Consider the following 26,215-nt stretch of genomic DNA (forward strand, 5'->3'; position numbering starts at 1 on the left):
TGGCGATGCTGACAAGAGACTAGCCGGCCGCCGGTTCGCTGGTGATGACGGTGACCGCGCCTTCGGCTTCCGCCGCTTCGGTGGCGGCCGCTTCGCCGCTATCGGGGGCGGCAGTGTCCGGCGCTGCCGTTTCTTCTTCCTCGTAGTCGAGGTCGGCATCGGCGGCGATCTCGCTGCTGGCGGGCAATTCCAGCAGGCGCGCTTCGATCGTCAGCTCCAGCTCGTCCCAGCGCAGGATGTCGAGTTTGACCTGGGCCCCGCGTGCCACCTGCGGCATGCCGGGCAGGCGGATGATCAGCGGAATGTCGGTCAGGCGCAACACTTCATCCTTGAGCACCACCGCGTCGACCTGGCGCTGGTCTTGCTGGCCGAGCCAGCGCAGGCACCAGTAGCGCTCCATGTTCTGCTGGTGATCGTTGTAGGCGGCGTAGGCGGCGTCGAACGCCGAGACGATGGCGAACAGGTTGGCGTCGCGCGGCTTGAACGGGGCCACCAGCGGCGCCGTCACGCCGTGCTCGGCGCAAGCGAGGATCTGCCACTGGTTGACCAGGTCGGTATAGCGGCGCAGCGGCGAGGTGCTCCATGCGTACTGATCCACGCCCAGGCCCTGGTGGGGGGCGGCGTGGGTGACCATGCGTACCTGCATCTTGGCGGCCCAGCCGGCGCCGCTGCCCGCGCCTTGCGAACGGTAAATACCCGGCACGCCCGAGTCGTGCATCAGCTTGCCCCAGGTGCTGTTGGCGAAGATCATCAGCTCGGCCACGATCTTGTCGAGCGGGGCGCCGCGCTTGCGCCGCAGTACCGTCACCACGTCGTCTTCGACGTAGAAATTGAAGTCGACCCGGTTGTTCTGCTCGGGTTTCAGGCCAAAGCCTTCGCGCTTGACCATGCGCGCCGCTTCCAGGGTGAGCGCCCACTGCCACAGTACGCCCAGCTCGGCCTTGTGCGGATACTCGCCGGTGCCGGCGGCCAGCGCTTCTTCGCTGACCACATCGTCCAGGTCGTTGTTGCGCAGATTGCTCTTGATCGGCACCAGTTCGGCGCGGGTGACGGTCGACTTCACGCTCCAGTCGGCCGGGTCGAGGGTGGCGTACAGCGACACCGCCGGGCACGTCTTGCCTTCGGCCAGGGTGAAGGCGGCCACCAGCTCGTCCGGCAGCATGGTGATTTTGTCGCCCGGCATGTAGACGGTCGACATGCGCGCGCGCGCCATTTTGTCGATGGCGTCATCAAGCCGAATGCCCAGGCCCGGCGCCGCGATGTGGATGCCGACCCGCACCATGCCGTCGGCCAGGGTGACGACCGAGAAGGCATCGTCGATTTCGGTGGTGGTGACGTCATCGATCGAGAACGCGGCCACGTCGGCCAGCGGCAAACTGGTCGGCACGCTCGGCACCGTCACGGCGGGGAAACCCGAGCCGCGCGGGAAATTCTCGAACAGGAAGCGCGCCATGTGCAATTGCTTGGGCGAACCGATGCCGCCGGCGGCCAGCATCAGGCGTTGCGGCGTGGTGTGCAGTTCGTTGCAGGCGGCGTCGAGCGCCTTGAATTCGATACTGTTCTTGTCCGGCTTGAACAGCAATTGCTGCACCAGCGGACGCATGGCTTCCGGCAAGCGGTTGGCCTTGAGCTCGTCCACATAGCCGGCCTGGATCAAACCCTGCTGTTTCTTTTTTTCGATGCCGGCCTGGGCCGCGCGCAGGGAGGCTTCCGGCGCCGCCTTGTAGCGTCCGCGACCCTTTTTATAGAAGTAGATCGGGGCGCCGTGCAGCGCCAGGATTAGGCCGGCCGCTTCAGACGGCAGCGGGGCGTGGCCGAAATACTCGGCGCCCAGCTCGGCGAAACCGAACTCGTCCTGGCCGGCGACTTCCCACAGGAACTCGAAATCGACGTCGGCGGCGACCGCCTTGGCCGCTTCCAGCAGCTCGGCCGCGGAGGGCTTTTCGTACTGCAGCAGCACGTCCTTGACCTTGACCTTGGTGCGCTTACCGCTTGGCATTTCGACCTGGTAGGCCTCGCCCGCTTGCGACAACACGGTGCCGACCTTGAAATCGCCGGATTCTTCAAAAAATAGATTCATGTGAATGCTTTGTCTTTACTTGGTATTGTTAGTTGGCGCCGGGGTCGCATCGCGCCGGGCCAGTGCCGCAACCGGGGGCAGGAACACCTCGGTCACGAGCAACATGCCCCGGTGGCGGCGATACAGGCAGCGCCGTGCATATAAAACAGTGTCGCCCGCCAGTTCCAGGTCCAGGGCCGCGCGGGCGCGCTCCATCAGCGGGTGGCCGGCGCGGATGCGCGCAAATTCCAGTTCGCCGCGCGTCACTTGCGGGTCGTAAAACAGGGTGCTGCCGAGCGAACGTTCGCCCAGGCCGCCGAACAGCGGCCAGTCGCTGGCGCTGGCCGACAGCGGCACCACCGTGTGCGCGAACACCACCGGCGTGTCGTCGCAGCGCAACAACACCTCGCGTTCCAGCACCTGTACCGCGCGCGGCAACTTCAGCGCGCCGGCTTCGTCCGCCAGGCACGGGGCGCGCCGCTGGTGCAAACGCTGCACGCGAAATGCCTCGCCATGCGCCATCAGGCGCGCCGTGAGCGAGCCGCCGCTGGTGAGCCAGTCGCGCAGCGCCGGCGGCGCGTTGACACGGTTCACATGCGGATGCCACAACGCCTGGCGCAGCGAGGCGCCCCTCACCGCACCGGGCCCGCGGCGCCGTCCAGGCAAAAGGCCAGGACCTCGTCCACGTAGAGCCCGAATTCGGCGATGGCGTGGTCGCTGCCATCGATCACGTGCTGGCGCGCGCCGGCGTAATGGGCCGTCATGTCGCGGTAATCGAGCACTTCGTCGCCGCTGGCGGCGATCAGGAAATAACGCTCGGGCCGGGTGATGGCCGGCACCGCCAGTTCGCCCAGTTCGTCGATATATGCGCGCTTGAATTCAAAAACTTTGTCGGAATGATACTCGGTCGTGACGCCGACGTGCTTGTCGAGGTCTTTCAGGGGGTAGACCGCAGGGTTCAGCAGCACTGCGCGGCAGCCGAGGCGCTCGGCCAGCCAGGTGGCGTAATAACCGCCCAGCGAGGAACCGATGATGGACAGTTCGCCGGCATCGTAACGTTCGACCAGGGCCAGCGCCAGCGCCATGGCTTCTTTCGGCGAGGCCGGCAGCTGCGGGCAGATCAGCTCGGATGCGCGTCCCAGCGCCGCCATCTTCTCGCCCACCACGCGCGCCTTGAACGAGCGCGGCGAAGAGCGGAAACCGTGCAGGTAAAGAATCATCGGGCCAGCGCCTCAAGCAGTTTCTGGTGCACGCCGCCGAAGCCGCCGTTGCTCATGACCAGGATATGGTCGCCCGGCTGGGCCGCGTCGACCACGGCCTTCACCAGGAAATCGATCTGGTCGAAGCTGTGGGCGATCGCGCCCAGCGGACACAGGGCGTCGGCCAGGCTCCAGCCGAGCGCCTGCTGGCTGCCGAAGCCGAACACCAGGTCCGCTTCGCGCAGGCTGCCCGGCAAGGCATCTTTCATCGAGCCGAGCTTCATGGTGTTCGAGCGCGGTTCCAGCACGGCCAGGATGCGGCCCCGGGCCTTGTCGCCGCTGCCGCCGTGGTAGCCAATGCGCTGGCGCAAGCCGTTGACGGTGGTGGCAATGGCCGTCGGATGGTGGGCGAAATCGTCGTACACGGTAATGTCGCGCACCATGCCGCGCACTTCCATGCGCCGCTTGACGCTCTCGAAGCGGGCCAGCGACTCGGCCGCCTGCGCCACCGGCACGCCCACGTGGCGCGCCGCGGCAATCGCCGCCAGCGCGTTCAGGCGGTTGTGCTTGCCGGTCAGGCCCCAGGCCACGGTGGCCACCACCTCGCCCTTGAAGACGACGTCGAAGTTGCCGCCGGCATGTTCCGTCATGGTCCAGTCGACCCCGTCGCTGGCGCCGAACATTTCCTTCTCGCTCCAGCAGCCACGCTTGAGCACGCGGCCGAGCGAGGCTTCGTCGCCGTTCACGATCAGGCGCCCCACGCCGGGCACGGTGCGCACCAGGTGATGGAATTGGGTTTCGATGGCACCGATATCGGGGAAGATGTCGGCATGATCGTATTCGAGGTTGTTCATCACGGCCGTTTTGGCGTGGTAATGCACGAACTTGCTGCGCTTGTCGAAAAAGGCCGTGTCGTATTCGTCCGCTTCGATCACGAAGAAGATCGATGGCTCCGCACCCGACAGGCGCGCCGAAATGCCGAAGTTCATCGGCACGCCGCCGATCAGGAAGCCTGGCGCATAGCCGGCGTCTTCCAGTATCCAGGCCAGCATGGCCGAGGTGGTGGTCTTGCCGTGCGTGCCGGCCACGGCCAGCACCCATTTATCGTGCAGGATGTGTTCGCCGATCCACTGGGGGCCCGACATGTACGGCAGGCTGCGGTTCAGGATTTCCTCGACCAGCGGATTGCCGCGCGCCACCACATTGCCGATCACATACAGATCGGGCTTGAGCTGGGTCTGCTCCGGGCTGAAGCCCTGGATCAGTTCGATGCCCTGGGCTTCGAGCTGGGTGCTCATCGGCGGGTAGACATTGGCGTCGCAGCCGGTGACCTTGTGGCCGGCCTCTTTCGCCAGGACCGCGAGGCCGCCCATGAAGGTGCCGCAAATGCCGAGGATGTGAATATGCATGATGTCGGGGTGTGGCCAAATGAATGAATACGCGATTTTACCCGACCCAATGGGATGGCTTGAAAAACCGTAGCGAGCGGTGTGAGTTTGGGCCGAGAAGCGCAGCCGTACGAAGGTACGGTGAGCATCGCAGGCCCAAAATCGCGCCGCGCAGTAGGTTTTTCGAGCTATCCCATGGGATTTACCGTTCCAGAGTATTATCTCGCTCATGATGCCTACCCCGATTGACGATCTCTCCCTGCTGCGCGCGGAAATCGCCGCCGTCGCCGCGCGCATGATTGCCCAGGACGGCGCCGACTACGCCAGCGCCAAGCGCAAGGCCGCGCTGCAGGTGCTCGGCGAGCGCGCCGACGCTGCCAACCTGCTGCCCGACAACGCGCAGATCGAAGACGCCGTGCGCGATTACCAGGCCCTGTTCCTGGCCGACACGCAGCCGGCGCGCCTGCTCGCGCTGCGCCAGGCCGCGCTGCAAGTGATGGATGCGCTGGCCGAATTTTCGCCCTACCTGACCGGCGCGGTACTGAACGGCACCGCCGGCGAGCACGACGACATCGAGCTGCAACTGTTCGCCGACAGCGCCAAGGAAGTGCAGATTTACCTGCTGAACCGCAACGTCACCATCGACATTTCCGAAACGCCCCACTTCAAGGGCGCGCGTTACGACCCGGTCGAGACGGTGAGCTTTTTGTGGCATGGCGAAGGCGTGCACGCCGAACTGTATGAAAAGCACGACTTGCGCGGCGCCCTCAAGCCACGCGCCGACGGCCGCTTGCAGCGCGCCGATGCCGCCACCGTGCGCAGCATGATGACACCCCCGACTTCACCCCAGGACCCGACATGAACAAGCAGACCCTTTTCACTTTCGCCGGCATTGCCGTGCTGGCCGGCGCGCTGGGCGCGTATGTCGGCGTGCGCACCAAGCAGGAACCAGCGCTGGCGGCCACCACGCCGGCCGCCGGCCCCGCTGCCGGCGCCGCCGGCACGCCGGTCGAGTCGCTGTTTGCCGAAACCATGAACGACCCGGCCGGCAAGGCCCAGGCCCTGTCCCAATGGAAGGGCAAGCCGCTGGTGGTCAATTTCTGGGCGCCCTGGTGCCCGCCGTGCGTGGAAGAAATGCCGGAACTGGCCGACGTGGCGCGCGAGCACAGCGCGAAAAACATCAACGTGATCGGCATCGGCATCGATTCGCCGACCAACATCGCCGAATTTGCCACCAAATTCAAGATCACCTATCCCATCTACGTGGCCGGCATCAGCGGGACCGATCTGTCGCGCAAGTTTGGCAACACCGCCGGCGGGCTGCCATACACCGTGCTGATCGGGGCTGACGGCCTGGTCAAGAAAACTTATCTGGGGCGAATCAAGTTCGACGAGCTCAAGGCCGACCTGGCCGCGCTCAAGTCTTGAGAGGCAAAACCCTTGGTGTAACCGTGCTTTACGGTACGGAATGCACCAATAAGTAATTTCAAGCAATTTTTTTCGCTTGCCAATGCCCGCCGTTGGCGGCAAAATGCGGGACTTTCGCGTAATAACGTACCTTCAACCATGGCAAAAAAGCTCCTTCTGCTCAACGGCCCCAACCTGAATCTGCTGGGGACACGGGAGCCTGAGGTGTACGGCAAGGCAACATTAGCCGACATCGAGAACGCTGCGACAGCCCAGGCTGCCGCGGCGGGTGCCACGCTATCTTGCTTTCAGAGCAATCATGAAGGGGCGCTGATCGATGCCATCCATGCCGCCCGGCTTGACGGCGTGGACGCCATTGTCATCAATCCGGGCGGGCTGACGCATACCAGCGTGGCCTTGCGCGATGCCCTGGCCGGCGTTGCCATCCCGTTTGTGGAAGTCCACATCTCGAATATCCATCAGCGCGAAGCATTTCGCCATCATTCTTTCCTGTCCGCCATTGCGCAGGGCACCATTTGCGGGCTCGGCATTGATGGATATCGCTTTGCCATCGACTTTGCGCTTAAAAAGCGTTAATCTACTGGCATCTTCAAGCATTATGCGCGGTTATGCTTTTATCATGGGCACGCCGCATACTCTTAAAACACAATAAATTCCAAGGGGTTTCACATGGATTTACGAAAACTCAAGACCTTGATCGATCTCGTCGCCGAATCGGACATCGCTGAACTCGAAGTAACCGAAGGCGAGAGCAAGGTCCGCATCGTCAAGTCATCCGCAATCCCGCAGAATCAAATGGTCATGATGCAGCCGCAAGGCATGCAGCAGCACTACGCCGGTGCCCAGGCCCCGGCACCGGCTCCTGCCGCCGCCCCCGTGGCCGTGCCGGCCGAACCGACCGGCCACATCGTCAAGTCGCCGATGGTCGGTACCTTCTACCGTTCCTCGGCGCCGGGCTCCCCAGCCTACGTCGAAGTCGGCTCCACGATCAAGGAAGGCGAGACCCTGTGCATCATCGAAGCGATGAAGCTGCTCAATGAAATCGACTCCGACGTGTCCGGTGTCGTGACCAAGATCCTGGTCGAAAACGGCCAGCCTGTCGAGTTCGGCCAACCGCTGTTTGTGATTGGCTGACCGACCACTATGTTCGAAAAAATTCTCATTGCCAATCGTGGAGAGATCGCGCTACGTATCCAGCGCGCCTGCCGCGAGATGGGCATCAAGACCGTGGTGGTCCACTCCGAAGCCGACAAAGACGCCAAGTACGTGAAGTTGGCCGATGAATCGGTGTGTATCGGACCGGCGCCATCGTCCCTGAGCTACCTGAACATGCCGGCGATCATCAGCGCGGCCGAAGTCACCGATGCCGAAGCGATTCACCCCGGCTACGGTTTCCTGTCCGAGAACGCCGACTTCGCCGAACGCGTGGAAAAATCCGGCTTCGTCTTCATTGGTCCGCGTTCCGACTCGATCCGCCTGATGGGCGACAAGGTCTCGGCCAAGCAAGCCATGATCCGCGCCGGCGTGCCGTGCGTGCCAGGCTCGGACGGCGCCCTGCCGGACGACCCGAAAGAAATCATCCAGACCGCGCGCCGCGTGGGCTATCCGGTGATCATCAAGGCAGCCGGCGGCGGCGGCGGACGCGGCATGCGCGTGGTCCACACCGAAGCGGCCCTGCTCAACGCCGTGGCGATGACCAAGACCGAAGCCGGTACCGCTTTCGGCAATCCGGAAGTGTATATGGAGAAGTATCTGGAAAATCCGCGCCACGTGGAAATCCAGATCCTCGCCGACGAACACAAGAACGCCGTCTGGCTGGGCGAGCGCGACTGCTCGATGCAGCGCCGCCACCAGAAAGTGATCGAAGAAGCGCCGGCGCCGGGCATTCCGCGCAAACTCATCGAAAAGATCGGCGACCGCTGCGCAGAAGCTTGCCGCAAGATCGGCTACCGCGGCGCGGGTACCTTCGAATTCCTGTACGAGAACAACGAGTTCTACTTCATCGAGATGAACACGCGCGTGCAGGTCGAGCACCCGGTCACCGAAATGATTACCGGCATCGACATCGTGCAGGAACAGATCCGCATCGCCTGCGGTGAAAAACTGCGTTTCCGCCAGCGCGACATCATGCTGTCGGGCCACGCCGTCGAGTGCCGCATCAATGCCGAAGATCCGTTCAAGTTCACCCCGTCGCCGGGACGCATCGTCTCCTGGCACGCGCCGGGCGGCCCTGGCATCCGCGTCGATTCGCATGCCTACGCCGGTTATTATGTGCCGCCGCATTACGATTCGATGATCGGCAAGGTCATCGCCTACGGCGCCACGCGCGAGCAAGCCATCCGCCGCATGCAAATCGCGCTGTCGGAAATGGTGGTTGAGGGTATCCTGACGAATATTCCGCTGCATCGCGAACTGATGATCGATGCGCGCTTTATCGAAGGCGGCACCAACATCCATTATCTCGAGCAGAAACTGGCCGACAAGCCGGACCTGCCGAAAGGCCCGACCAGCCCTAACAAATCGGAAACGAAGGCAGACGCATGAGCTGGACAGAAGTTGTCATTGAAATTGCACGTGAACATGCAGAAGCGCTGTCCGATGCGCTGATGGAAGCCGGCGCCCTGTCGGTGTCGGTGGAAGACGCCGACGAAGGCACCGACCAGGAAAAGCCGCTGTTCGGCGAACCTGGCATGGAACCGACCGAAGCGGCGTGGGAACACAGCCGCGTGGTGGCCCTGACCGACGTCGACGCCGACCAGGCCGCCATCGTGGCCGAAGCGGCCGCGGCGATTGGCATCGACACCGCGCCTAGCTTCACCACGCGCGCCGTGGCCGACGAAGACTGGGTGCGTTTGACCCAGTCGCAGTTCGCGCCTATTCATATCGGCAAGAACATCTGGGTCGTTCCGAGCTGGCACGAAGCGCCGGATCCGGACGCCCTGATTCTCGAACTCGACCCGGGCCTGGCGTTCGGCACCGGCAGCCACCCGACCACGCGTTTGTGCATGGAATGGCTGGAGGCGCATCCCGCCCCCGGCAAGACCGTGCTCGACTACGGTTGCGGCTCCGGCATCCTGGCCATGGTGGCCAAGAAAATGGGCGCGGGCGACGTGGCCGGTGTCGATATCGATCCGCAAGCGATCGAATCGGCGCGCGACAATGCTGCTCGTAACCAGTGCGAGATCGACTATTACCTGCCAGACAGCTTCGCCACCTCGGCCAAGCCGCATCACGCCACCGGCAAGTTCAACACGGTCGTGGCCAACATCCTGTCGAGCCCATTGAAACTGATGGCGCCGATGCTGGCCGGCCGGGTCGCCCCGGGTGGTTCGCTGGTGTTGTCGGGCGTGCTCGCGCGCCAGGCGGAAGAAGTGGCCGAAGCGTATGCGCCGTTCATCACGCTGGGCGTGTGGGCGGAGCAGGATGGCTGGGTAGCACTGCACGGCCAGCTTGGCAGCAACGTTCCACCTACCCCTCGCGGTCAATAAAGGCATGGCGCTCGCCACTCGATGCCCCCATTGCAGCACGACTTTCCGGGTCGCTTCCGACCAGCTGAAGTTACGTGGGGGCATAGTGCGCTGCGGCGCCTGCAATGAAATTTTTGATGGCAACGCGGCACTGGTCGAACTCGACGCGCTGCCGCCAGCGATGCCCTCCCCTGTTGCCGAACCGCCTGCCGCCCCGGCGGTAAGTACGTTCACCGATCCCGGCAATACCGTGTCCACGCTGCAAATGGATACTTCCTTCGTTCCGGTGTGGCTCAGGCAGCAACCGGCGGCGGAGCCTGTTCCTGAACCTGAACCCGAGCTGGTGCATGCGCCGGAACCGGAGCCTGTCGCGGAACCGGAACCTGCACCCGAACCTGTACCCGAGCCGGAACCGGAACCCGAACCTGCACCCGAGCCGGAACCGGAACCGGAACCAGCGCCGCCACCGCGCCCGAAACCCTTCATCCCGCTCTCGATCGCGACCTTTGTCGAGCCCGAGGACATGTATGACGAGCCTTACGCGGCGCCTTACGTCGAGCCGGAACCGCAGCCCGCAGCCTGGCGCGGCAAGGCCAAGACGCCCTGGCCGACGATCGATATCGGCGCGCCCGATGCATCGCAGCCGGCGCCATTTCCGGCCGACATGCCGATCGATGAAGAAATCGTTGCGATTGCACCACCAGAAGACCTGTCCGAGCCGGAATTTGGCGAGCTGAGCTTTGACGAGTCGGTGCTCGATCTGACCTACCCGTCTGCCCCGGTACGCGATCCGAACGCACGCATCGAGCCGGTATTGTTCGAGCCGGAGCGCAAGGAGCCGACGTTCGTCGAGCCCTTGTTCGTGGAGCCGCACTTTGCCGAACCAGTTTTCGCGGAAGCTGCCCCGGCCGAAGCGCCGCCAGCGCCCATCGTGGCCGAGCCGCCTGCCGCGGAGCAGGTGTTTATCGCGTCTGCGCCGATTGAACCGGCGCCGGCCGCGCCCGCGTTTGCCGAGCCGGTGCGCGTCGAGCCGGTCGTTGCCGAGCCTGCTCAGTTCGAACTGCCGCCGCTCGAATCCGCATTCGAGGAGCCGGTCCGCGCCGAACCGTCCCAGTTCGAACTGCCGCCGATCGAGCCCGCGTTCGACGAGCCGGTCCACGTTGAACCAGCCGCGCCCGAGCCAGCCCAATTCCAGCCACCGCACGTTGAGCCGGCCTTTGACGAACCGGTCCACGTCGAGTCACACGCTGCCAAGCCAGCCAGGTTCGAGCCGCAGCTGGTTGAGCATGCGTATGACGAGCCGGGGCACACCGTGCTGGTGCTTTCCTACGCCGAAGAAACCACCCCGCACGACGACCAGGCCCGCAGCGACGCATTGCTGAACCCAAACACCGAACCGCTCGTGCGCGACCTGGAGCATGCCCCGCTGCCGCTGCTGCGCCAGTCATCGGGCGATAATCCGGCGCACAAGCCGGCGAAGAAGGCAGCGAAGAAGGGGGCCAAGACGCCGGTCGCGCCACCGCCACCGCCTCCCGCGCCGGTTGCCGCCGAGCCTGAGCACGACGAGCCCGATTTCCTGCGCCGCAGCCGCGAACTGGAAGAAAAACAAGGCTCGCGCCGCATCGCGATGCTGCTCGGTGCGGTCTTGCTGGCCATCCTGCTGGTGGGCCAGGGCGTCACCACCTTCCGCAACATCCTGGTGGCCAAGTTCCCTGTCATCAAGCCTGTGCTGGTCTCGGCCTGCGCCACGCTTGGCTGCAAACTCGAACTGCCGGCCCAGATCGACAGCCTGAGCATCGAAACGGGCGAGCTGCAATCGCTCGGTGCCAACGCCTTTACGCTCTCGACCCTGCTGCGCAACCAGAGCGACCTGACCCAGGCCTGGCCGAACATCGAACTGGCGCTAACCGATGGCAACGACAAGACCCTGCTGCGGCGCGTGGTCGTGCCGGCCGAATACCTGCCCAAGGGCACGGTCGCGGCCAAAGGCTTCGCGGCGCGCTCCGAACAAGCCGTCAAACTGACTTTTGAAGTAAAACAGATCAAGGCGTCCGGCTACCGCATCGCCATCTTCTATCCATAAGGCACATCATGACCAAGACCACATTGATCTGCGGATCGCTCGCATTCGACAAGATCATGCAATACAACGGCCGTTTCGGCGAAACGCTGCTGGCCGACCAACTGCACAAGGTCAACGTCTCCTTCCTGGTACCGACCTTGCGCACCGAATACGGTGGCTGCTCGGCCAACATCGCCTACAACCTCAAGATGCTGGGCGGCGAGCCGCTGATCATGGCCGCGATCGGCCAGGATGGCGGCGAGTACCTGGAACGCTTCGAGAAGCTCGGCATCGAGACGCGCGCGATCCGCAAGATCACCCACTCGTACACCGCGCAATGCTTCGTCACGGCCGACCTCGACAACAACCAGATCAACGCCTTCCACCCTGGCGCGATGGAATTCGCGCATGAAAACAATGTCGGCGACCAGGGCGCGCTGCGCGTGGCCATCGTCGCCCCGGACGGGCGTGGCGGCATGATCAAGCACGCGCGCGACTGCGCGGCGCTGAAAGTACCGTTCATGTTCGACCCGGGCCAGCAATTGCCGATGTTCAGCGGCGGCGAATTGATCGAATTCATCAACCAGGCGACCTACGTGGCCGCCAACGACTACGAATTCGAGATGCTGATGGACCGCACGGGCCTGACCCTGGCCGACATTGCCGGCCGCCTGGAAGCGCTGATCGTCACGCGCGGCGAGAAGGGTTCGGAGATTTACACCGGCGGCAAGCGCCACGAGATTCCCTGCGTGCAAGCGGCGGCGGTGGTCGATCCGACCGGCTGCGGCGACGCCTACCGGGCCGGCCTGCTGTTCGGCATCACGAACGACCTCGACTGGCCAACCACAGGCCGCCTGGCGAGCCTGATGGGCGCGATCAAGATTGCGCACCAGGGTGGCCAGAACCACGTCGTCACGGCCGCCCAGATCGCCGACAAGTTCGAAGCCGAGTTCGGCTACCGCTACCAAGTTGCCTAACCGGGGTCAGACCTCCGATTCGACAGATTTTTAATTGCCTAACCGGGGTCAGACCTCCGATTCGAAACGTTTTTGTTTCTAATCGGAGGTCTGACCCCGGTTAGGAAACTAGTTGCTTTACTTCAGCAGTATCTGCGCGGCCTGCTCCGGCGTCAGGGTCGCCGACACCACTTCGACCAGCTTGCGCTTGCTGGTCAGCCCGTGCGTGATCGTGAGCGCGCTTTTCGGCACGCCCAGTTCTCTCGATAAATATTTGATCAAGGCCTCGTTGGCCTTGCCTTCGATCGGCTGCGCCTGCAGCTTGAGCTTGAGCGCGTCGTCGAGCACGCCGATCACTTCGGTCTTCTTGGCATTCGGGGTGATCTGCACCGCCAGCCGCAGCGCGCCCGGCAATGCCGAACACCAGGCCCGGCTCATCGCAGGCCGAACAGCATCTGCACCAGGATGTGCACGATCTTGAGCAGGATCATCGCCACCATCACCGACAGGTCGATCCCGCCGATCGGCGGCACCACTTTGCGCAGCGGACGCAGCAAGGGGGCGTTGAGGGCCTGCACGAAGGGCGCCATCGGTGCCTGCGGGTTGACCCAGCTCAGGATGACTTCGATGAACAGCAAGCCGATGAAGCCATACAGGATCCAGGTCAGGAAGCGGTACAAGGCCATGATGGCCACCATCTCGAACGAGGCGCCGAAGAACAGGATCACGGACGTCGCCAGCGCCACCACCAGAAAGGCGCCGACCAGGCTGGCCCAGTCGTAGCCACCCACGCCGGGAATGACGCGCCGCATCGGCAGCACCATCCAGTCCGACAGGGCGTAGATAAATTGCCCGAGCTGCGACGGCGGACGCACGCGGATCGCCTGCATCCAGAACCGCAGTAACAGGACCCCACCAAGAATGGTGGCGATGGTGTCGACGATCAACTGAACAATACTGTACACGTGCTCTCCTTAAAAAAAAACCGCTGTGTGATACGAGTCACACAGCGGTATTTTGCCTGATCCAGGCCCAACAACCTGTTACGGACGGCTGCTGGTCGGGAAAGGCCATGCTGCTGCCGGAGCCAACACAGTTTTCGCCGCTGGCGCCGGAGCCGGTGCTGCCGCTGCTGCTGGTGCAGGAGCTGCTGCCAGCTTCGATGCTGCGTCGGCTTTCGGTGCAACTGCCTTCTTCGGCGCTGCTGCTTTCTTTACAACCGGCTTGGCTGCCGGAGCGGCAGGAGCCGCTGGCGCCGCTGCTGGCTTGGCTGCTGGCTTCGCCGCAGCCTTAACCGGCTTTTTTGCTGCTGGCTTAGCCGCCACCTTTTTTGCTGCTGGCTTTGCTGCTGCTTTCGCTGCTGGCTTTGCTGCTGCTTTAGTTACTGCTGGTTTTTTGGCGGTCGACGTCGCTGCTGCTTTTTTGGCGGCTGGCTTGGCTGCGGCTTTGCTGGCTGCTGGCTTCGCTGCTGCTTTTTTAGCGGCTGGCTTGGCGGCCGGTTTGGCTGCGGCTTTCTTCGCTACCGGCTTGGCTGCTGGCTTCGCTGCCGACTTGGCTGCTGGCTTGGCCGACGACTTCGCTGCGGCTTTTTTCGCTGCCGGCTTCGCTGCTGCCTTCTTCGCTACCGGCTTGGCCGTGGCTTTTGCCTTGGCTGCTGGCTTGGCTGCCGCTTTTTTGGCGACTGGCTTTGCTGCTGCTTTTTTAGCGACTGGCTTGGCGGCCGACTTGGCTGCTGCCTTTTTCGCTACTGGCTTGGCGGCCGGCTTGGCTGCCGATTTAGCTGCCGACTTGGCTGCTGGCTTGGCGCTGGTTTTTGCCGCGGCTTTTTTCGCTACTGGCTTCGCTGCTGGCTTGGCTGCGGCTTTTTTCGCTGCTGGCTTTGCTGCTGGCTTGGCTGCGGTTTTCGCTGCGGCCTTTTTCGCTGCCGGCTTGGCTGCAGGTTTGGCTGCGGCTTTCGTGGCTGGCTTGGCTGCGGCTGCTTTCGCAACGACTTTCTTCGCTGGTTTCTCGGCAGCGGCTTTCGCGGCTGGTTTCTTTACTGCGGGTTTCTTAGCGGCTGTTGCCATTTGGGTTCTCCTTCATCTGAGATGGGAAAAAATCACGCTACAAGATTTAAAACCCGTCCGACCCGTAACTGGAGGTCAGGCGAATTATTCATCGGCACAAACGTGATCGTGTTTATGCTAATGAATTCGGCACCAGCTGAACTGCTGCAACTCCTCAAGTTTGCAGCGCTTCAGCTATAGTCGTTTCTGAAAACAGAGACGACGGATACGGTGTTCATGGTTCGCTGTCCACATCCAAAAGCCCACAACCGTAAAAGAAAAAGCCGCCATGCCTGAACCGGATCAGGCAGTGCGGCTTTGTCTTTTGCAGAAGTTTAAGCACATATCTGTTGAATCAGCGTCCCATTTTGATCGATGATTTTGTCGTCGCGCGCGGCTTGCATCTTCGCGTTCACGTTTTGACAAATTCAATCACGTAAAGTACACGAAAACCTTGTCAGTGCGCAACCAGCACACTGCGTTTCGCTTACTTTTTTTTTCGGCGGCGCGCGCGCCATGCGCGCCGCGCGTTTTGAAAATCGTTTATTCGCAGTTCAATGCGCCGCCGCTTTGGTACCTCGTCACGCGCGTCCCGGCAAAGCGGCGCTCCTTTTTCAGGCCGATCATCGCGCTCATCGACGGGCGCGGATTTTCTTCCTGTGCACACAGCGCGCCGGGTCCGAACCGCTGCGCGCGGCGGTGCGCGATGAAGCGCAGGCAAGCGTTGAACGTGGCCGCGTCGGGGCCGGCACAGCGCGCACGATGGCGTCGCCGGCGCGCGCATATTCGAGGTCGGCCGATTGCAGATACAGCGCCTGATCTCTTCGCCGACAGCCGCCCTCCACGGCAGCGGATTTTCCATCGTGATCGTGACGATCGCGTCGGGCGCAAAATTGCAATGCATTGATTCGTCACGCAAAATGCTCCGATAGCGCTGCGCCGCACCCATCGTTTTGTTGTGCCGCCCGAGCGCGGGAATCGAAGTAAAGCCGGCGTAAAAGAACACGCCTTCGATCACGCAGGCGAACACCATCGGCGACTTCAACGGCCTCCGATCGTCCTCCACGGCATCCGTGGCGAAGGCCGGATCGGTCAGGGGATTGATGATCGGAATGAGGATTTCACCGTTGCCGCGGATCGCTTCGGCCTCCTTGCAGGCGTTGGAAATCTGCGCCTCATCGCGGCCCGGGACGCCACGATGTACTGCCAGCCGTGCGTGCGAATCGCGATATCGAAGGCCGTATGCGGCAGGTATTGGCGGCATTCGGGCGCGTGATGTGGCGCCCGGTTGCGAGCGTCATGTCGTTCGCGGCGGACGAACCGGCGCCCGCAACCACGCTTGAATTTCTTTTTGCGAGACGACGCTCGTCATCGTCAAACCGTTGGGATTTTTCCACAACTCTGTCGCACTGCATGACGCGCTCGCGCAGTTCGCGTTGCGCATGCCACCGGTCGATGCACCGACGCTCGCGCCATTGGCCGTGTTCATGTCGTGGCGCCGCGCGCACGTCGGCGCGCGCCTGCCTGTCTGCTCGTGCGCATGCTGTCGGACGCCGGCGGCGTGAAAGCGCTGAAAGCGGACATCGTGGAGTGCGCTTGATGTCCACCCTTGCAGTCGCTGCAAGATAGCGCAGAGCTTATGAGAGAGTACGGCCATCCTCGTCTTGTTCGACGAGCATGGCCGTAAACGGACTCGGGCGAACATGGATAGTCCGCCCGAAGCTTGAAAGACAATCGATTGAGCAGAATCCTTCCTCGGCTCAATTCTCTGGGCTTACTCCCAGTTCAATGCACCACCGGTCTGATACTCGGTCACGCGCGTCTCGAAGAAGTTGCGCTCCTTTTTCAGGTCGATCATTTCGCTCATCCACGGGAATGGATTTTCCTCTTGGGCGAACAGCGCGTCCAGGCCGATCTGCTGCGCGCGGCGGTTCGCGATGAAGCGCAGGTAACCCTTGAACATGGTCGCGTTCAGGCCGAGCACGCCGCGCGGCATGGTGTCTTCGGCGTACGCATACTCCAGGTCGACCGCTTCCAGGAACAGCGCCTTGATCTCTTCGCGGAAAGCCGGGGTCCACAGCAGCGGGTTTTCCATCTTGATCGTGTTGATCAAGTCGATTCCGAAATTGCAATGCATCGATTCGTCGCGCAGGATGTACTGATATTGCTCCGCCGCACCCATCATCTTGTTCTGGCGTCCGAGCGCCAGGATCTGGGTAAAGCCGACGTAGAAGAACAGCCCTTCCATCAGGCAGGCGAACACGATCAGCGACTTGAGCAGCTTCTGGTCGTTCTCCACGGTCCCCGTGGTGAAGGCCGGATCGGTCAGGGTATTGATGAACGGAATCAGGAATTCATCCTTGTCGCGGATCGACTTGACCTCGTTGTAGGCGTTGAAAATCTCCGCTTCATCGAGCCCCAGCGACTCCACGATGTACTGGTAGGCGTGGGTGTGGATCGCTTCCTCGAACGCCTGGCGCAGCAGGTACTGGCGGCATTCCGGCGCCGTGATGTGGCGGTAGGTGCCCAGCACGATGTTGTTGGCGGCCAGCGAATCGGCGGTCACGAAGAAGCCCAGGTTGCGTTTGACGAGACGACGCTCGTCATCGGTCAAACCGTTGGGATTTTTCCACAACTCGATGTCGCGCTGCATGTTGACCTCTTGCGGCATCCAGTGATTGGCGCAACCGGCCAGGTATTTGTCCCACGCCCATTTGTATTTGAACGGGACCAGCTGGTTCACATCGGTCTTGCCGTTGATGATGCGCTTGTCGTCGGCGTGCACGCGCTTGGCGACCGATGCGGCATCGGCGTCCGTTACGGCTACGGGTTCGGTACCCGTTTCGGCGGCGCTTGGCGCCACGGGGCGCGCGGCTGGCGCGCTGGCTGTTTCATCGTCCCAGGACAACATGGTCATTTCCTCTTTTCGTCTGTCTTCAATTCGGTATTGCGCGGAGCGCCGTGGCGCTCCGCCTCTTTGCCGGATGACTCCGGCGATGACACTATTACTGGCAGGCTTCGCATTCCTCGAAGCCATCGTCGCCCGGACGCAGGTAGCACGCCGCGCCGTCTTCCTCGGCCGCCGCCGCGGCTGCCGTCGCTGCCGCTGCGCTCGCCGCCACCTTGGCCGCCGTATCGGCCGCCGCGCCCATCGCGTGGGCCGACATGCCGCCGTCCACCGCCACCGCGTTCAGCGCGCCGGTCTTGGAAGTCGACTTTTCCATGTGGGTCGCCGCGATGGTGCGCAGGTAGTAGGTGGTCTTCAGGCCGCGCAGCCAGGCCAGCTTGTAGGTCTCGTCGAGCTTCTTGCCCGACGCGCCAGCCATGTAGATGTTCAGCGACTGGGCCTGGTCGATCCACTTCTGGCGGCGCGATGCCGCTTCCACCAGCCAGCTCGGCGAAACCTCGAACGCCGTTGCGTAAATGTCACGCAAGTCTTGCGGGATGCGGTCGATCTTGGCCAGCGAACCGTCGAAGTATTTCAGGTCGGCGATCATGACTTCATCCCACAGGTCGCGCGCCTTGAGGTCGCGCACCAGGTAAGAATTGATCTCGGTAAATTCGCCGGACAGGTTCGACTTCACGTACAGGTTCTGGAAGGTCGGTTCGATGCAGGCCGACACGCCGATGATGTTCGAGATCGTCGCGGTCGGGGCGATCGCCACGCAGTTCGAGTTGCGCATGCCGAACTGCTTGATGCGCTCGCGCACCACGGTCCAGTCCATGGCCGACGACATGTCCACTTCCAGGTAGCCGCCGCGTTCCTCGGCCAGCAGCTTGATCGAATCCTGCGGCAGGATGCCGCGGTCCCACAGCGAGCCGCTGTACGACTCGTAGCGGCCGCGCTCTTCGGCCAGCTCGGTCGAGGCCAGGTAGGCGTAGTAGCACACCGCTTCCATCGAGGAATCGGCGAATTGCACCGCCTGGTTCGACGAATAAGGCACGCGCATCATGTGCAGGCAATCCTGGAAGCCCATGATACCCATTCCCACCGGACGGTGGCGCATGTTCGAGTTGCGCGCTTTTTCGACGGCGTAGTAATTGATATCGATGACGTTGTCGAGCATGCGCATCGCGGTGCGCACGGTTTTCTGCAGCTTGACCGGGTCGAGCTTGCCTTCTTTCATGTGCGCCGGCAAGTTCACCGAACCCAGGTTGCAGACGGCGATTTCCGACTCGTTGGTGTTCAGGGTGATCTCGGTGCACAGGTTCGAGCTGTGGACCACGCCGACGTGTTGCTGTGGCGAACGGATGTTGCATGGATCCTTGAAGGTGATCCATGGGTGGCCGGTTTCGAACAGCATCGACAGCATCTTGCGCCACAGGTCGAGCGCGGCGATCTTCTTGAACACGCGGATCTCGCCGGCGGCCGCTTTGGCTTCGTAGCCGGTGTAGGCCGCCTCGAAGGCCTTGCCGACCTTGTCGTGCAGGTCAGGCGTTTCCGATGGCGAGAACAGGGTCCAGTCGCCCTTTTCCATCACGCGCTTCATGAACAGGTCGGGAATCCAGTTGGCCGTGTTCATGTCGTGGGTGCGGCGGCGGTCGTCGCCCGTGTTCTTGCGCAGGTCCAGGAATTCTTCCACGTCCATGTGCCAGGTTTCCAGGTAGGCGCACACCGCGCCCTTGCGCTTGCCGCCCTGGTTGACCGCCACGGCGGTATCGTTGACCACTTTCAGGAACGGCACCACGCCTTGCGACTTGCCGTTGGTACCCTTGATGTGGGCGCCCAGGGCGCGCACCGGCGTCCAGTCGTTGCCCAGGCCGCCGGCGAACTTGGCCAGCAGCGCGTTTTCCTTGATCGCGTCGTAGATGCCTTCCAGGTCGTCCGAGACGGTGGTCAGGTAGCATGACGAGAGCTGCGAGCGCAGGGTGCCGGAATTGAACAGGGTCGGGGTCGAGCTCATGAAGTCGAACGACGACAGCAGGTTGTAGAACTCGACGGCGCGCGCTTCGCGGTTTTCTTCGCGCAGCGACAGGCCCATGGCCACGCGCATGTAGAACGCCTGCGGCATTTCGATGCGCACGTCGCGCACGTGCAGGAAGTAGCGGTCGTACAGGGTTTGCAGGCCGATGTAGCCGAACTGCAAGTCACGGTCGGCGACCAGGGCCTTGGCCAGCTTGGCCAGGTCGAAGGTGGCCAGGACCGGGTCCAGCAACTCGTTCTCGATGCCCTTGGCGATGTATTTCGGGAAGTACTCTATATAGTGTGCCGCCGCTTTCGCTTGCGGCACTTCTTCGCAGAACACTTCCTTGCGGATGGTGTGCAGCAGGATGCGGGCGGTCACTTGCGAGTAAGCCGGGTCCTTTTCCATCAGCGCGCGCGCAGCCAGGATGGCGGACTTGTGCAGCTCTTCGACCGGCACGCCGTCGTACAGGTTCTTGACCGTTTCGGCCAGGATGGCGTCGGCGTCGACGTGTTTTTCCAGGCCGACGCAGGCGGCGGCGATCAGGTCGCGCACCTGGTTCATGTCGAGCAGGCGGCGCTGGCCGTTTTCAGTGACGTGGATTTGCGGCGCGCTCATTTGCGCGGAGGCACCTTGTGCCTCCTTCTGCAGGCGGCGCTCTTCCATGTGCTTGGCGCGGTACAGCACGTAGGCACGCGCCACGTCGTGCTCGCCCGAGCGCATCAGCGACAGTTCGACCTGGTCCTGCACGTCTTCGATGTGGAAGGTGCCGCCCGATGGCTGGCGGCGGATCAGGGCGGAAACGACGTTCTCGGTCAGTTGCTCGACCAGTTCGCGCACGCGCGCGGAGCCGGCGCTCTGGCCACCGTTAACGGCCAAAAAGGCCTTGGTGACGGCGATCGAGATCTTCGACGGTTCAAAGGCGACGACAGCGCCGTTGCGGCGGATGATGCGGTAGTCGCCGCGGGCGGCGACGGCGGCGGCACTGGTCGGTGCTGGCTGGCCTGCTGCTCCAGGTGTGATGTGCAATTGGTTGATCGAAGAATCTTGGGATGTTTGCATTGAACCTCCTGGAGCGGCGGGCTTTGGTCTGCCGCCGGTTGTTATCAAGTGGACGGCGTCAATCAACCGTCCCCAACAAATATAAAAACAAAAAAACTACCCCCGCCAGCCTGGAATGTCGAGGCCGGCGCCGTAAGGCAATGGTGGGTGGATTGCGTTAAAAACTGGGCTTGCCGTGCTGCGTTATGGATGCTGAGTTATCGGTGGCAGAGCTTCAAAAACCACTATATCTAGTCGATTCATCAAATGTGGGACTAATTGTAGTACCTCACCCGGGGAGTGGCAATAGAATTAAGTAGCAATATTTTCCTGTGCGTCGCTTGACTTTTTTGACTCAGGCCGCATGAAGGACTGCCCGGTTAGCACATACTAACGGGTGCCCTTTTTTGAAGCAGCCGCCAGCGCGCGCGCCTGCCGTTTTTGCGTCGCGGGGCAGCATTATAAACCGTGGGGGGAGTGGGCGTTGGAATGGGCCTGGAAGGACGCCACCCGGCTATCTCGTCGCCCCCGCGCAGGCGGGGGCCCATTTATTTCTGCGCAGACGCGCCATAGGCCCCAGGTGTCGGCCGCCGCACCCTAGCCCTCCGGCTCCTGGATATCGAGCTTCTGCATCTGGTAGCGCAGCTGCCGGAAACTGATCCCCAGCAGCAGGGCCGCCTGGGTGCGGTTGAACTGGGTCTGGGTCAGCGCGCGCAAGATGATCTCGCGCTCGACCTGCTCCAGATAATCGGGCAGGCTGCTCGGCAACTCCGCCGGCCCGCTCGCGCTCACCGGCGCAGCCGCTGCCTGCGCTGGCGCCGCCACCGGCGCCGGCACCGCTTCAGCGACGGGCGCCGCCCGCTCGGCCACCCGCGCGCCCTTGAGCGACAGGTCGCCCACTTCGATCACGCCGTCATTGGCGAACGCCAGCGCCCGCTCCAGCACGTTCTCCAGCTCGCGCACATTGCCCGGGAACGAATACGTGCTCAAGGTTTCCAGCACCTGCGGCCCGAGCGCGGCCTGCTGCCCCGGTCCGGCCAGGCGCGCCAGCATGCCATTGACCAGCACCCCCAGGTCGTCGAGCCGCTCGCGCAGCGGCGGCACGCTCAATTCGATCACATTCAGGCGGTAAAACAGATCCTGGCGGAACTTGCCGGTCTCGACGCACTGCGCCAGGTTCTGGTGCGTGGCGCTGATGATGCGCACGTCGACCGGCTCCTCGCTGGTCGCGCCGATCTTGCGCACGCGCCGTTCCTGGATCGCGCGCAGCAGCTTGACCTGCATCGCCAGCGGCAGATCGGCCACTTCATCGAGCATCAGGGTGCCGCCGTTGGCCGCATGGAAAAATCCGTCGCGCTCGTCGGCCGCGCCCGTGAACGCACCCTTGCGGTAGCCGAAAAACTCGGCTTCCATCAGCGCTTCGGGAATCGCGCCGCAGTTCACGGCAATGAAGGGCTTGCCCGCGCGCGAACTGCGGGCGTGGATTTCGCGCGCCACCAGTTCCTTGCCGCTGCCCGATTCGCCCGTAATCGCAATCGGCGCCATCGAGCGCGCCAGCCGTTCGATCTGGTTGCGCAGCGACTGCATCACGGCCGATTCGCCGATCAGGCGCGAGGCGGTGCCGGCGGCGGCCGGGCTGCCCGACTGCGTGGCCGGGGCCGACAGGCGCAGGGCCGACTGCACCATCACGCGCAAATCGTCCAGCACCACCGGCTTGGACACGTAATCGAAGGCGCCCGCCTTCAAGGCCACCACCGCGTTTTCGGCGCTGCCGTAGGCGGTCACGACCGCGATCGGGGTCGATTTGTTGGAAGCGTTCACTTCCTGCACCAGTTCCAGGCCCAGGCCGTCGGGCAGGCGCATGTCGGTCAGGATCAGGCCGTAATCGTTCTGCGCCAGGAAGGCGCGCGCCTCGCGCAGCGTTTCGGCGCTGTCCACATCGAGCCCCATCCTGACCAGCGTGATTTCCAGCAGTTCGCGTAAATCCGCCTCGTCATCGACGACCAGTACGCGGGGTGATGTCATGTTGTTGCCTTTCTGTTACTAGTGGCGCCGCGCGCTCCCAGCGGCTGCGCGAACGAAATCACAAACCGGCCGCTGGCCTTGCGTACCCCGAAGCCGCTGGCGTCGAAGCGATACTCGTAATCGAGCATCGCCGCGTTGTTCAGGCACAGCTCGCGCGCCAGGTACAGCCCCAGCCCGGTGCCCTTGCTCGAGGTCGTATAAAACGGTTCGAACAGGTGGGCCCGCACGTCGGGCGTGATGCCCGGCCCGTCGTCCTGCACGTGCAGCTCCATGCCGCCGGCCGCATCGGTGACGACGTACACGCGGATACAGCCCTCCCCGCCGCTGGCGTAGCGCAGCGCATTGGTCAGCAGGTTGATCAGCACTTCGCGCAGGTGCAGCGCGTCGAAACGCACCGGCACGGCTCCAGTGTTGCCCAACCACACTATATCATTGGCGACCCCTTGGGTTTCGTCAAATTCGGTTTTCAACTCATTCAAAAAGGGGCCGAGCAACAACGGATCGCCGTTGGGCTGGACCTTGCGCGACAATTGCAGTATGTCTTCGACCATGCGGTTCACCCGCGCCACATTGTCGCCGACGATCTTGAGCAGGCGCGCCTGGCCCGGCTCGTGCAAGTCTTCCGCCAGCAGGGCGGTGGCGTGGCCGATGGCCGAGAGCGGATTGCGCACCTCATGCGCGATACTGGCGGTCAGGCGTCCCATCGAGGCCAGTTTCAGTTCCTGGGCCTGGTTTTCGATGGCGGTGACGTCCTGTAAAAAGATAACGCAGCGCTCGGACGCCTCGTCGACCGTGTCGACCCGCGCGAAACGCAGCTTGAGGTGGGCCGCCAGGTCGCGCCGCCCGCTCCAGGCTGCCGTGCCGGCGTCGCCGCCGCCGCCGCTGTCGCGGTACGGCTTGACGGTCACGAAGGCGGCGCGCAGCCCGCCCACGGCCGGTCCGACCTGCTGCTGCCACTCCGAAAACGCATACGCAACCGGTTCCAGCGCAGGCACCTCGGACAGGGCGAAGCCGCTGTCGCCGTTGGCCAGTCCCAGCATGTGCTGGGCGGCCGGGTTGCCGGCGAAAATGTGCCCGTCGCGGTCGACCACGAGGATGCCGTCGTCGACGTCGGCGATGATGATCTGGTTGATCGCCTGCTGGATTTTCAGGTCGGCGCCGTGGCGCGCGGCCAGTTCTTCCTGCCGGATCAGCTTGGCGGCAAGGCGGCTGACCACCATCACGATGGCGAAGAAGGCGGCGCCGTACAGCCCGGCCTGGGTGAGCGGCATGCCGGCCATGCCCAGGAACACCTGGTACAGGGAATCGATCAGCAGGAACAGGGTGACCAGCGCGGCCGAAAACAGGGCCAGCAGGCGCGGCGCCAGGATCGCGGCGCCGGCCAGCGGGAACAGGTACAGGATCACCAGGCTGCCGCGGCTGGCCGCTGCGGCCATGTACAGCACCGAAATGACCGCGATGTCGACCGCGATCTGCACCACCACCTGCATCAGGAAGTGCTTGCGCACGTACACGCTGGCCAGCACGAACGCGCCGGCCAGCGCCAGGTAGGCGATGCAGGTTTCGGTATACAGATGATGGCCGGTGCCGGCCGCGTCTTTCTGGTCGAACGCCAGGTACGCCAGCAGCACCAGCGAAATGACGATGCGGGTGGCGGTCAGCGCCTGCAGCGAGCGCCAGAATGTTTCGCGCGACTCTGCCGACAGCGCGCTCCAGAAGGACATCACTCAGGCGGGCGGCAAACGGGCGTGGTCCGGGCTGCAATACTCCCGGCCGCCGGCCTTGACCGCTTCCGACTCGGGGAAGTACACGTGGCAGTGGGCGCAGGCGATCATGGTTTCGGCTTCGCGCGCCGCCGGCCGATCCTGGCGCGGAGCGGCGCCCTGCCCCGGCGGCGGCATCATGCCGCGCAGCTTGCTGCGGATGGCCGCGATCACCAGCGCCACCAGCGCGATCCAGAACAGAATGCGTATCATGCCAGCCCCCGGTGCAAAACGACTTCAAGAACGAAACGGCTGCCGACATAGGCCAGCACCAGGGTGGCGAAACCGGCCAGGGTGAAGCGCAGCGCGGTCTTGCCGCGCCAGCCGCGCCAGCGCCGTCCGGCCAGCAGCGCGGCGAACAGGACCCACGACAGCAAGGTGAAGACGCTCTTGTGATCCCACTTGAGCACGGTGCCGAACACCTGCTCCGAAAACACGATCCCCGACAGCACGGTCAGGCTGAGCAGCACGAAGCCGATCCAGATCAGGCGGAACAGCAGCTTTTCCATGGTCAGCAGGGCCGGCAGCTGGTCGAGCGCCGTGGCCAGCCAGCCCGCTTGCGGGTTGCGCGCATGCAGGCGCGTTTCCTGCAGCGCCATCAGGACCGCGTGGAAGGCGGCGATGGTCAGGGTGCTGTAGGCCAGGATGGCCACCGAAATGTGCCAGCCGAAGGCCGGGGCGCGCCCTTCGAGCTGCAGCACGCTGCCCGGGAACACGGCCGGCAGCAGCGCGGCGGCTGCGGCGCACGGCATGACCAGGCGGCGCAGGCCGTCCAGCGCGAAATTGCGGTTTTCGACCCAGTAGGCGGCCACCGAGATCCACAGGGCGGCGGAAATCATCAGCGCAAAGCCGATCCGCACGCTGCCGGGCGCCATCATGTCGAGCCACAGGGCGGCGCCGTGCAGCAGCCAGGCCCCGGCGGTGACGCCGGAAATGAGCGTGCCCCGGGGCGTGGGGAGAATGGCGCACACCGCGTACAGCAGCGCCGCTGCGATAAGTAAGTAAGTCTGCATGCTGCAAGTTTACACTATCGGCGCGCGCTGGCGGGGACGGCGTGAGGGCGCCGCCTCCAGCCTGTCCTAATCGACTGCCGCCATGCGCAACTCGTCGTTGTGATGGCGCTGCTGCTCTTCCATGACCAGCTGCCCCAGCTCGCGCTTGAGCGCATTGAACTCGGGCGCGGCCGGGTCGCGCAGGCGCGGCAGGTCGACCATGACGTCGCGCTTGACCGTGCCCGGACGGTAGGTCATCACCACGATGCGGTCGGCCAGGTAGATCGCTTCCTCGATGCTGTGGGTGACGAAAATGATGGTCTTGCCGGTGGCGGCCCAGATGCGCAGCAGCTCGTCCTGCAGGTTGCGCCGGGTCAGCGCGTCGAGCGCGCCGAACGGCTCGTCCATCAGCATGATCGGCGAGTCCAGCGCCAGCACGCGCGCAATCGCCACCCGCTGGCGCATGCCGCCCGACAAATCCTTGGGAAAGCGCTGGCGAAAGTCGCTCAGCGACAGCATCTCCAGCAGGCGGGCCACGGTGGCGTCGATGGCGGCCTTGGCCACGCCCTTGATTTCCAGGCCGAAGGCGACGTTCTGCTCGACCGTCATCCAGGGAAACAGGGCGTACTCCTGGAACACCATGCCGCGCTCCGGCCCCGGCCCCGTCACCGGGTGTCCGCCGGTGCGGATGGTGCCGCGTGTGGGCAGGGCAAAGCCGGCCACGGCATTGAGCAGGGTCGACTTGCCGCAGCCCGACGGTCCCAGCAGGCAGGTGAATTGCCCGGCCGGGATGTCCAGGTTGATATCCTTGAGCGCGACCAGCTCGCCCCCGGCGCTGCTGAATGTCTTGTCGACGCCTTCGATACGGATCGGTGATGCAGTCATG

Annotated in this window: 25 protein-coding genes; 10 read left to right on the plus strand and 15 right to left on the minus strand. The window is 63.6% G+C overall.

Annotated features, from left to right (window positions below):
- Positions 1-19: 19 nt before the first annotated feature.
- From RBA41_RS04570 to mpl, 4 genes are read right to left on the minus strand one after another with little or no spacing between them, the layout of a single operon-like run.
- Complete coding sequence (locus RBA41_RS04570; RefSeq protein ID WP_306621492.1) at positions 20-2,080, minus strand: ribonuclease catalytic domain-containing protein; 2,061 nt, start codon at positions 2,078-2,080, stop codon at positions 20-22.
- 15 nt (positions 2,081-2,095) lie between these two features.
- The gene (locus RBA41_RS04575; RefSeq protein WP_306621494.1) at positions 2,096-2,695 is read right to left on the minus strand and encodes a chorismate--pyruvate lyase family protein; all 600 of its coding nucleotides are present in this window, start codon (positions 2,693-2,695) and stop codon (positions 2,096-2,098) included.
- Positions 2,692-3,279 (minus strand): YqiA/YcfP family alpha/beta fold hydrolase, encoded by a 588-nt coding sequence (locus RBA41_RS04580; protein WP_306621496.1) that lies wholly within the window; start codon positions 3,277-3,279, stop codon positions 2,692-2,694. Before RBA41_RS04580 ends, RBA41_RS04575 begins: the two co-directional genes overlap by 4 nt.
- A complete protein-coding gene (mpl, locus tag RBA41_RS04585) occupies positions 3,276-4,667 on the minus strand; it encodes a UDP-N-acetylmuramate:L-alanyl-gamma-D-glutamyl-meso-diaminopimelate ligase (protein WP_306621498.1) in 1,392 nt (463 codons plus the stop codon). Before mpl ends, RBA41_RS04580 begins: the two co-directional genes overlap by 4 nt.
- Positions 4,668-4,875: 208 nt before the next feature.
- On the opposite strand from mpl, the gene RBA41_RS04590 reads away from it, so the two are divergent.
- From RBA41_RS04590 to RBA41_RS04625, 8 genes are all read left to right on the plus strand, one after another.
- Entirely contained in the window at positions 4,876-5,508 is a 633-nt protein-coding gene (locus RBA41_RS04590) for a hypothetical protein (protein ID WP_306621500.1), read from the plus strand.
- Complete coding sequence (locus RBA41_RS04595) at positions 5,505-6,074, plus strand: TlpA family protein disulfide reductase (RefSeq protein ID WP_306621502.1); 570 nt, start codon at positions 5,505-5,507, stop codon at positions 6,072-6,074. Before RBA41_RS04590 ends, RBA41_RS04595 begins: the two co-directional genes overlap by 4 nt.
- A gap of 138 nt (positions 6,075-6,212) precedes the next feature.
- A complete protein-coding gene (aroQ, locus tag RBA41_RS04600) occupies positions 6,213-6,650 on the plus strand; it encodes a type II 3-dehydroquinate dehydratase (protein WP_099875194.1) in 438 nt (145 codons plus the stop codon).
- A gap of 93 nt (positions 6,651-6,743) precedes the next feature.
- Positions 6,744-7,208: an acetyl-CoA carboxylase biotin carboxyl carrier protein gene (gene accB, locus RBA41_RS04605; protein ID WP_306621505.1), complete on the plus strand. Its 465-nt coding sequence runs from the start codon at positions 6,744-6,746 to the stop codon at positions 7,206-7,208.
- Between the two features lie 9 nt (positions 7,209-7,217).
- Entirely contained in the window at positions 7,218-8,618 is a 1,401-nt protein-coding gene (gene accC, locus RBA41_RS04610) for an acetyl-CoA carboxylase biotin carboxylase subunit (RefSeq protein WP_099875192.1), read from the plus strand.
- Complete coding sequence (prmA, locus tag RBA41_RS04615; RefSeq protein ID WP_306621508.1) at positions 8,615-9,562, plus strand: 50S ribosomal protein L11 methyltransferase; 948 nt, start codon at positions 8,615-8,617, stop codon at positions 9,560-9,562. Before accC ends, prmA begins: the two co-directional genes overlap by 4 nt.
- A gap of 4 nt (positions 9,563-9,566) precedes the next feature.
- Positions 9,567-11,624: a zinc-ribbon and DUF3426 domain-containing protein gene (locus tag RBA41_RS04620; RefSeq protein ID WP_306621510.1), complete on the plus strand. Its 2,058-nt coding sequence runs from the start codon at positions 9,567-9,569 to the stop codon at positions 11,622-11,624.
- A gap of 8 nt (positions 11,625-11,632) precedes the next feature.
- On the plus strand, positions 11,633-12,580 hold the full coding sequence (locus RBA41_RS04625) for a carbohydrate kinase family protein (RefSeq protein WP_306621512.1): 948 nt from the start codon (positions 11,633-11,635) through the stop codon (positions 12,578-12,580).
- 117 nt (positions 12,581-12,697) lie between these two features.
- Here RBA41_RS04625 and RBA41_RS04630 read toward each other — a convergent pair whose 3' ends face one another.
- Both RBA41_RS04630 and RBA41_RS04635 read right to left on the minus strand, forming a co-directional pair.
- Positions 12,698-12,997, minus strand: a complete 300-nt coding sequence (locus RBA41_RS04630) for a DUF167 domain-containing protein (protein WP_306621514.1) — start codon at positions 12,995-12,997, stop codon at positions 12,698-12,700.
- Positions 12,994-13,524: a YggT family protein gene (locus RBA41_RS04635; protein ID WP_306621516.1), complete on the minus strand. Its 531-nt coding sequence runs from the start codon at positions 13,522-13,524 to the stop codon at positions 12,994-12,996. The genes RBA41_RS04630 and RBA41_RS04635 overlap by 4 nt, the downstream gene beginning before the upstream one ends.
- A 107-nt stretch (positions 13,525-13,631) precedes the next feature.
- On the opposite strand from RBA41_RS04635, the gene RBA41_RS04640 reads away from it, so the two are divergent.
- Both RBA41_RS04640 and RBA41_RS04645 read left to right on the plus strand, forming a co-directional pair.
- Complete coding sequence (locus RBA41_RS04640) at positions 13,632-13,853, plus strand: hypothetical protein (RefSeq protein ID WP_306621518.1); 222 nt, start codon at positions 13,632-13,634, stop codon at positions 13,851-13,853.
- Positions 13,826-14,731, plus strand: a complete 906-nt coding sequence (locus tag RBA41_RS04645) for a hypothetical protein (RefSeq protein WP_306621520.1) — start codon at positions 13,826-13,828, stop codon at positions 14,729-14,731. Before RBA41_RS04640 ends, RBA41_RS04645 begins: the two co-directional genes overlap by 28 nt.
- A gap of 360 nt (positions 14,732-15,091) precedes the next feature.
- On the opposite strand, the gene RBA41_RS04650 is transcribed toward RBA41_RS04645, so the two are convergent.
- From RBA41_RS04650 to RBA41_RS04690, 9 genes are all read right to left on the minus strand, one after another.
- Positions 15,092-15,868: a ribonucleotide-diphosphate reductase subunit beta gene (locus tag RBA41_RS04650; protein ID WP_306621524.1), complete on the minus strand. Its 777-nt coding sequence runs from the start codon at positions 15,866-15,868 to the stop codon at positions 15,092-15,094.
- A 33-nt stretch (positions 15,869-15,901) separates the two neighbouring features.
- A complete protein-coding gene (locus RBA41_RS04655) occupies positions 15,902-16,093 on the minus strand; it encodes a hypothetical protein (RefSeq protein ID WP_306621526.1) in 192 nt (63 codons plus the stop codon).
- A 285-nt stretch (positions 16,094-16,378) separates the two neighbouring features.
- Entirely contained in the window at positions 16,379-17,515 is a 1,137-nt protein-coding gene (locus RBA41_RS04660) for a ribonucleotide-diphosphate reductase subunit beta (RefSeq protein WP_306621528.1), read from the minus strand.
- A gap of 94 nt (positions 17,516-17,609) precedes the next feature.
- Positions 17,610-20,570 (minus strand): ribonucleoside-diphosphate reductase subunit alpha, encoded by a 2,961-nt coding sequence (locus RBA41_RS04665; RefSeq protein ID WP_306621530.1) that lies wholly within the window; start codon positions 20,568-20,570, stop codon positions 17,610-17,612.
- Positions 20,571-21,146: 576 nt separating this feature from the next.
- A complete protein-coding gene (locus tag RBA41_RS04670; RefSeq protein ID WP_306621532.1) occupies positions 21,147-22,574 on the minus strand; it encodes a sigma-54-dependent transcriptional regulator in 1,428 nt (475 codons plus the stop codon).
- Complete coding sequence (locus tag RBA41_RS04675; protein ID WP_306621534.1) at positions 22,571-24,298, minus strand: sensor histidine kinase; 1,728 nt, start codon at positions 24,296-24,298, stop codon at positions 22,571-22,573. The genes RBA41_RS04670 and RBA41_RS04675 overlap by 4 nt, the downstream gene beginning before the upstream one ends.
- A 3-nt stretch (positions 24,299-24,301) precedes the next feature.
- Positions 24,302-24,550: a PP0621 family protein gene (locus RBA41_RS04680; RefSeq protein WP_306621536.1), complete on the minus strand. Its 249-nt coding sequence runs from the start codon at positions 24,548-24,550 to the stop codon at positions 24,302-24,304.
- Positions 24,547-25,350, minus strand: coding sequence for a cytochrome C assembly family protein (locus RBA41_RS04685; protein WP_306621538.1), 804 nt, complete (start codon positions 25,348-25,350; stop codon positions 24,547-24,549). Before RBA41_RS04685 ends, RBA41_RS04680 begins: the two co-directional genes overlap by 4 nt.
- 66 nt (positions 25,351-25,416) lie before the next feature.
- Entirely contained in the window at positions 25,417-26,214 is a 798-nt protein-coding gene (locus RBA41_RS04690; protein WP_306621540.1) for an ABC transporter ATP-binding protein, read from the minus strand.
- Between the last annotated feature and the right edge of the window lies 1 nt (position 26,215).

This window comes from Massilia scottii (assembly GCF_030846495.1).
GTDB classification, from domain to species: domain Bacteria; phylum Pseudomonadota; class Gammaproteobacteria; order Burkholderiales; family Burkholderiaceae_D; genus Telluria_A; species Telluria_A violaceinigra.

Bases quoted from the DNA above. Each gene is read 5' to 3' on its own strand.
- RBA41_RS04570 (WP_306621492.1), bottom strand. From the start codon at position 2,080: ATGAATCTATTTTTTGAAGAATCCGGCGATTTCAAGGTCGGCACCGTG.
- RBA41_RS04580 (WP_306621496.1), bottom strand. From the start codon at position 3,279: ATGATTCTTTACCTGCACGGTTTCCGCTCTTCGCCGCGCTCGTTCAAG.
- mpl (WP_306621498.1), bottom strand. From the start codon at position 4,667: ATGCATATTCACATCCTCGGCATTTGCGGCACCTTCATGGGCGGCCTC.
- RBA41_RS04590 (WP_306621500.1), top strand. From the start codon at position 4,876: ATGATGCCTACCCCGATTGACGATCTCTCCCTGCTGCGCGCGGAAATC.
- RBA41_RS04595 (WP_306621502.1), top strand. From the start codon at position 5,505: ATGAACAAGCAGACCCTTTTCACTTTCGCCGGCATTGCCGTGCTGGCC.
- aroQ (WP_099875194.1), top strand. From the start codon at position 6,213: ATGGCAAAAAAGCTCCTTCTGCTCAACGGCCCCAACCTGAATCTGCTG.
- accB (WP_306621505.1), top strand. From the start codon at position 6,744: ATGGATTTACGAAAACTCAAGACCTTGATCGATCTCGTCGCCGAATCG.
- accC (WP_099875192.1), top strand. From the start codon at position 7,218: ATGTTCGAAAAAATTCTCATTGCCAATCGTGGAGAGATCGCGCTACGT.
- prmA (WP_306621508.1), top strand. From the start codon at position 8,615: ATGAGCTGGACAGAAGTTGTCATTGAAATTGCACGTGAACATGCAGAA.
- RBA41_RS04620 (WP_306621510.1), top strand. From the start codon at position 9,567: ATGGCGCTCGCCACTCGATGCCCCCATTGCAGCACGACTTTCCGGGTC.
- RBA41_RS04625 (WP_306621512.1), top strand. From the start codon at position 11,633: ATGACCAAGACCACATTGATCTGCGGATCGCTCGCATTCGACAAGATC.
- RBA41_RS04630 (WP_306621514.1), bottom strand. From the start codon at position 12,997: ATGAGCCGGGCCTGGTGTTCGGCATTGCCGGGCGCGCTGCGGCTGGCG.
- RBA41_RS04640 (WP_306621518.1), top strand. From the start codon at position 13,632: ATGCTGCTGCCGGAGCCAACACAGTTTTCGCCGCTGGCGCCGGAGCCG.
- RBA41_RS04650 (WP_306621524.1), bottom strand. From the start codon at position 15,868: ATGCCGCCAATACCTGCCGCATACGGCCTTCGATATCGCGATTCGCAC.
- RBA41_RS04655 (WP_306621526.1), bottom strand. From the start codon at position 16,093: ATGAACACGGCCAATGGCGCGAGCGTCGGTGCATCGACCGGTGGCATG.
- RBA41_RS04660 (WP_306621528.1), bottom strand. From the start codon at position 17,515: ATGTTGTCCTGGGACGATGAAACAGCCAGCGCGCCAGCCGCGCGCCCC.
- RBA41_RS04665 (WP_306621530.1), bottom strand. From the start codon at position 20,570: ATGCAAACATCCCAAGATTCTTCGATCAACCAATTGCACATCACACCT.
- RBA41_RS04670 (WP_306621532.1), bottom strand. From the start codon at position 22,574: ATGACATCACCCCGCGTACTGGTCGTCGATGACGAGGCGGATTTACGC.
- RBA41_RS04675 (WP_306621534.1), bottom strand. From the start codon at position 24,298: ATGTCCTTCTGGAGCGCGCTGTCGGCAGAGTCGCGCGAAACATTCTGG.
- RBA41_RS04680 (WP_306621536.1), bottom strand. From the start codon at position 24,550: ATGATACGCATTCTGTTCTGGATCGCGCTGGTGGCGCTGGTGATCGCG.
- RBA41_RS04685 (WP_306621538.1), bottom strand. From the start codon at position 25,350: ATGCAGACTTACTTACTTATCGCAGCGGCGCTGCTGTACGCGGTGTGC.
- RBA41_RS04690 (WP_306621540.1), bottom strand. From the start codon at position 26,214: ATGACTGCATCACCGATCCGTATCGAAGGCGTCGACAAGACATTCAGC.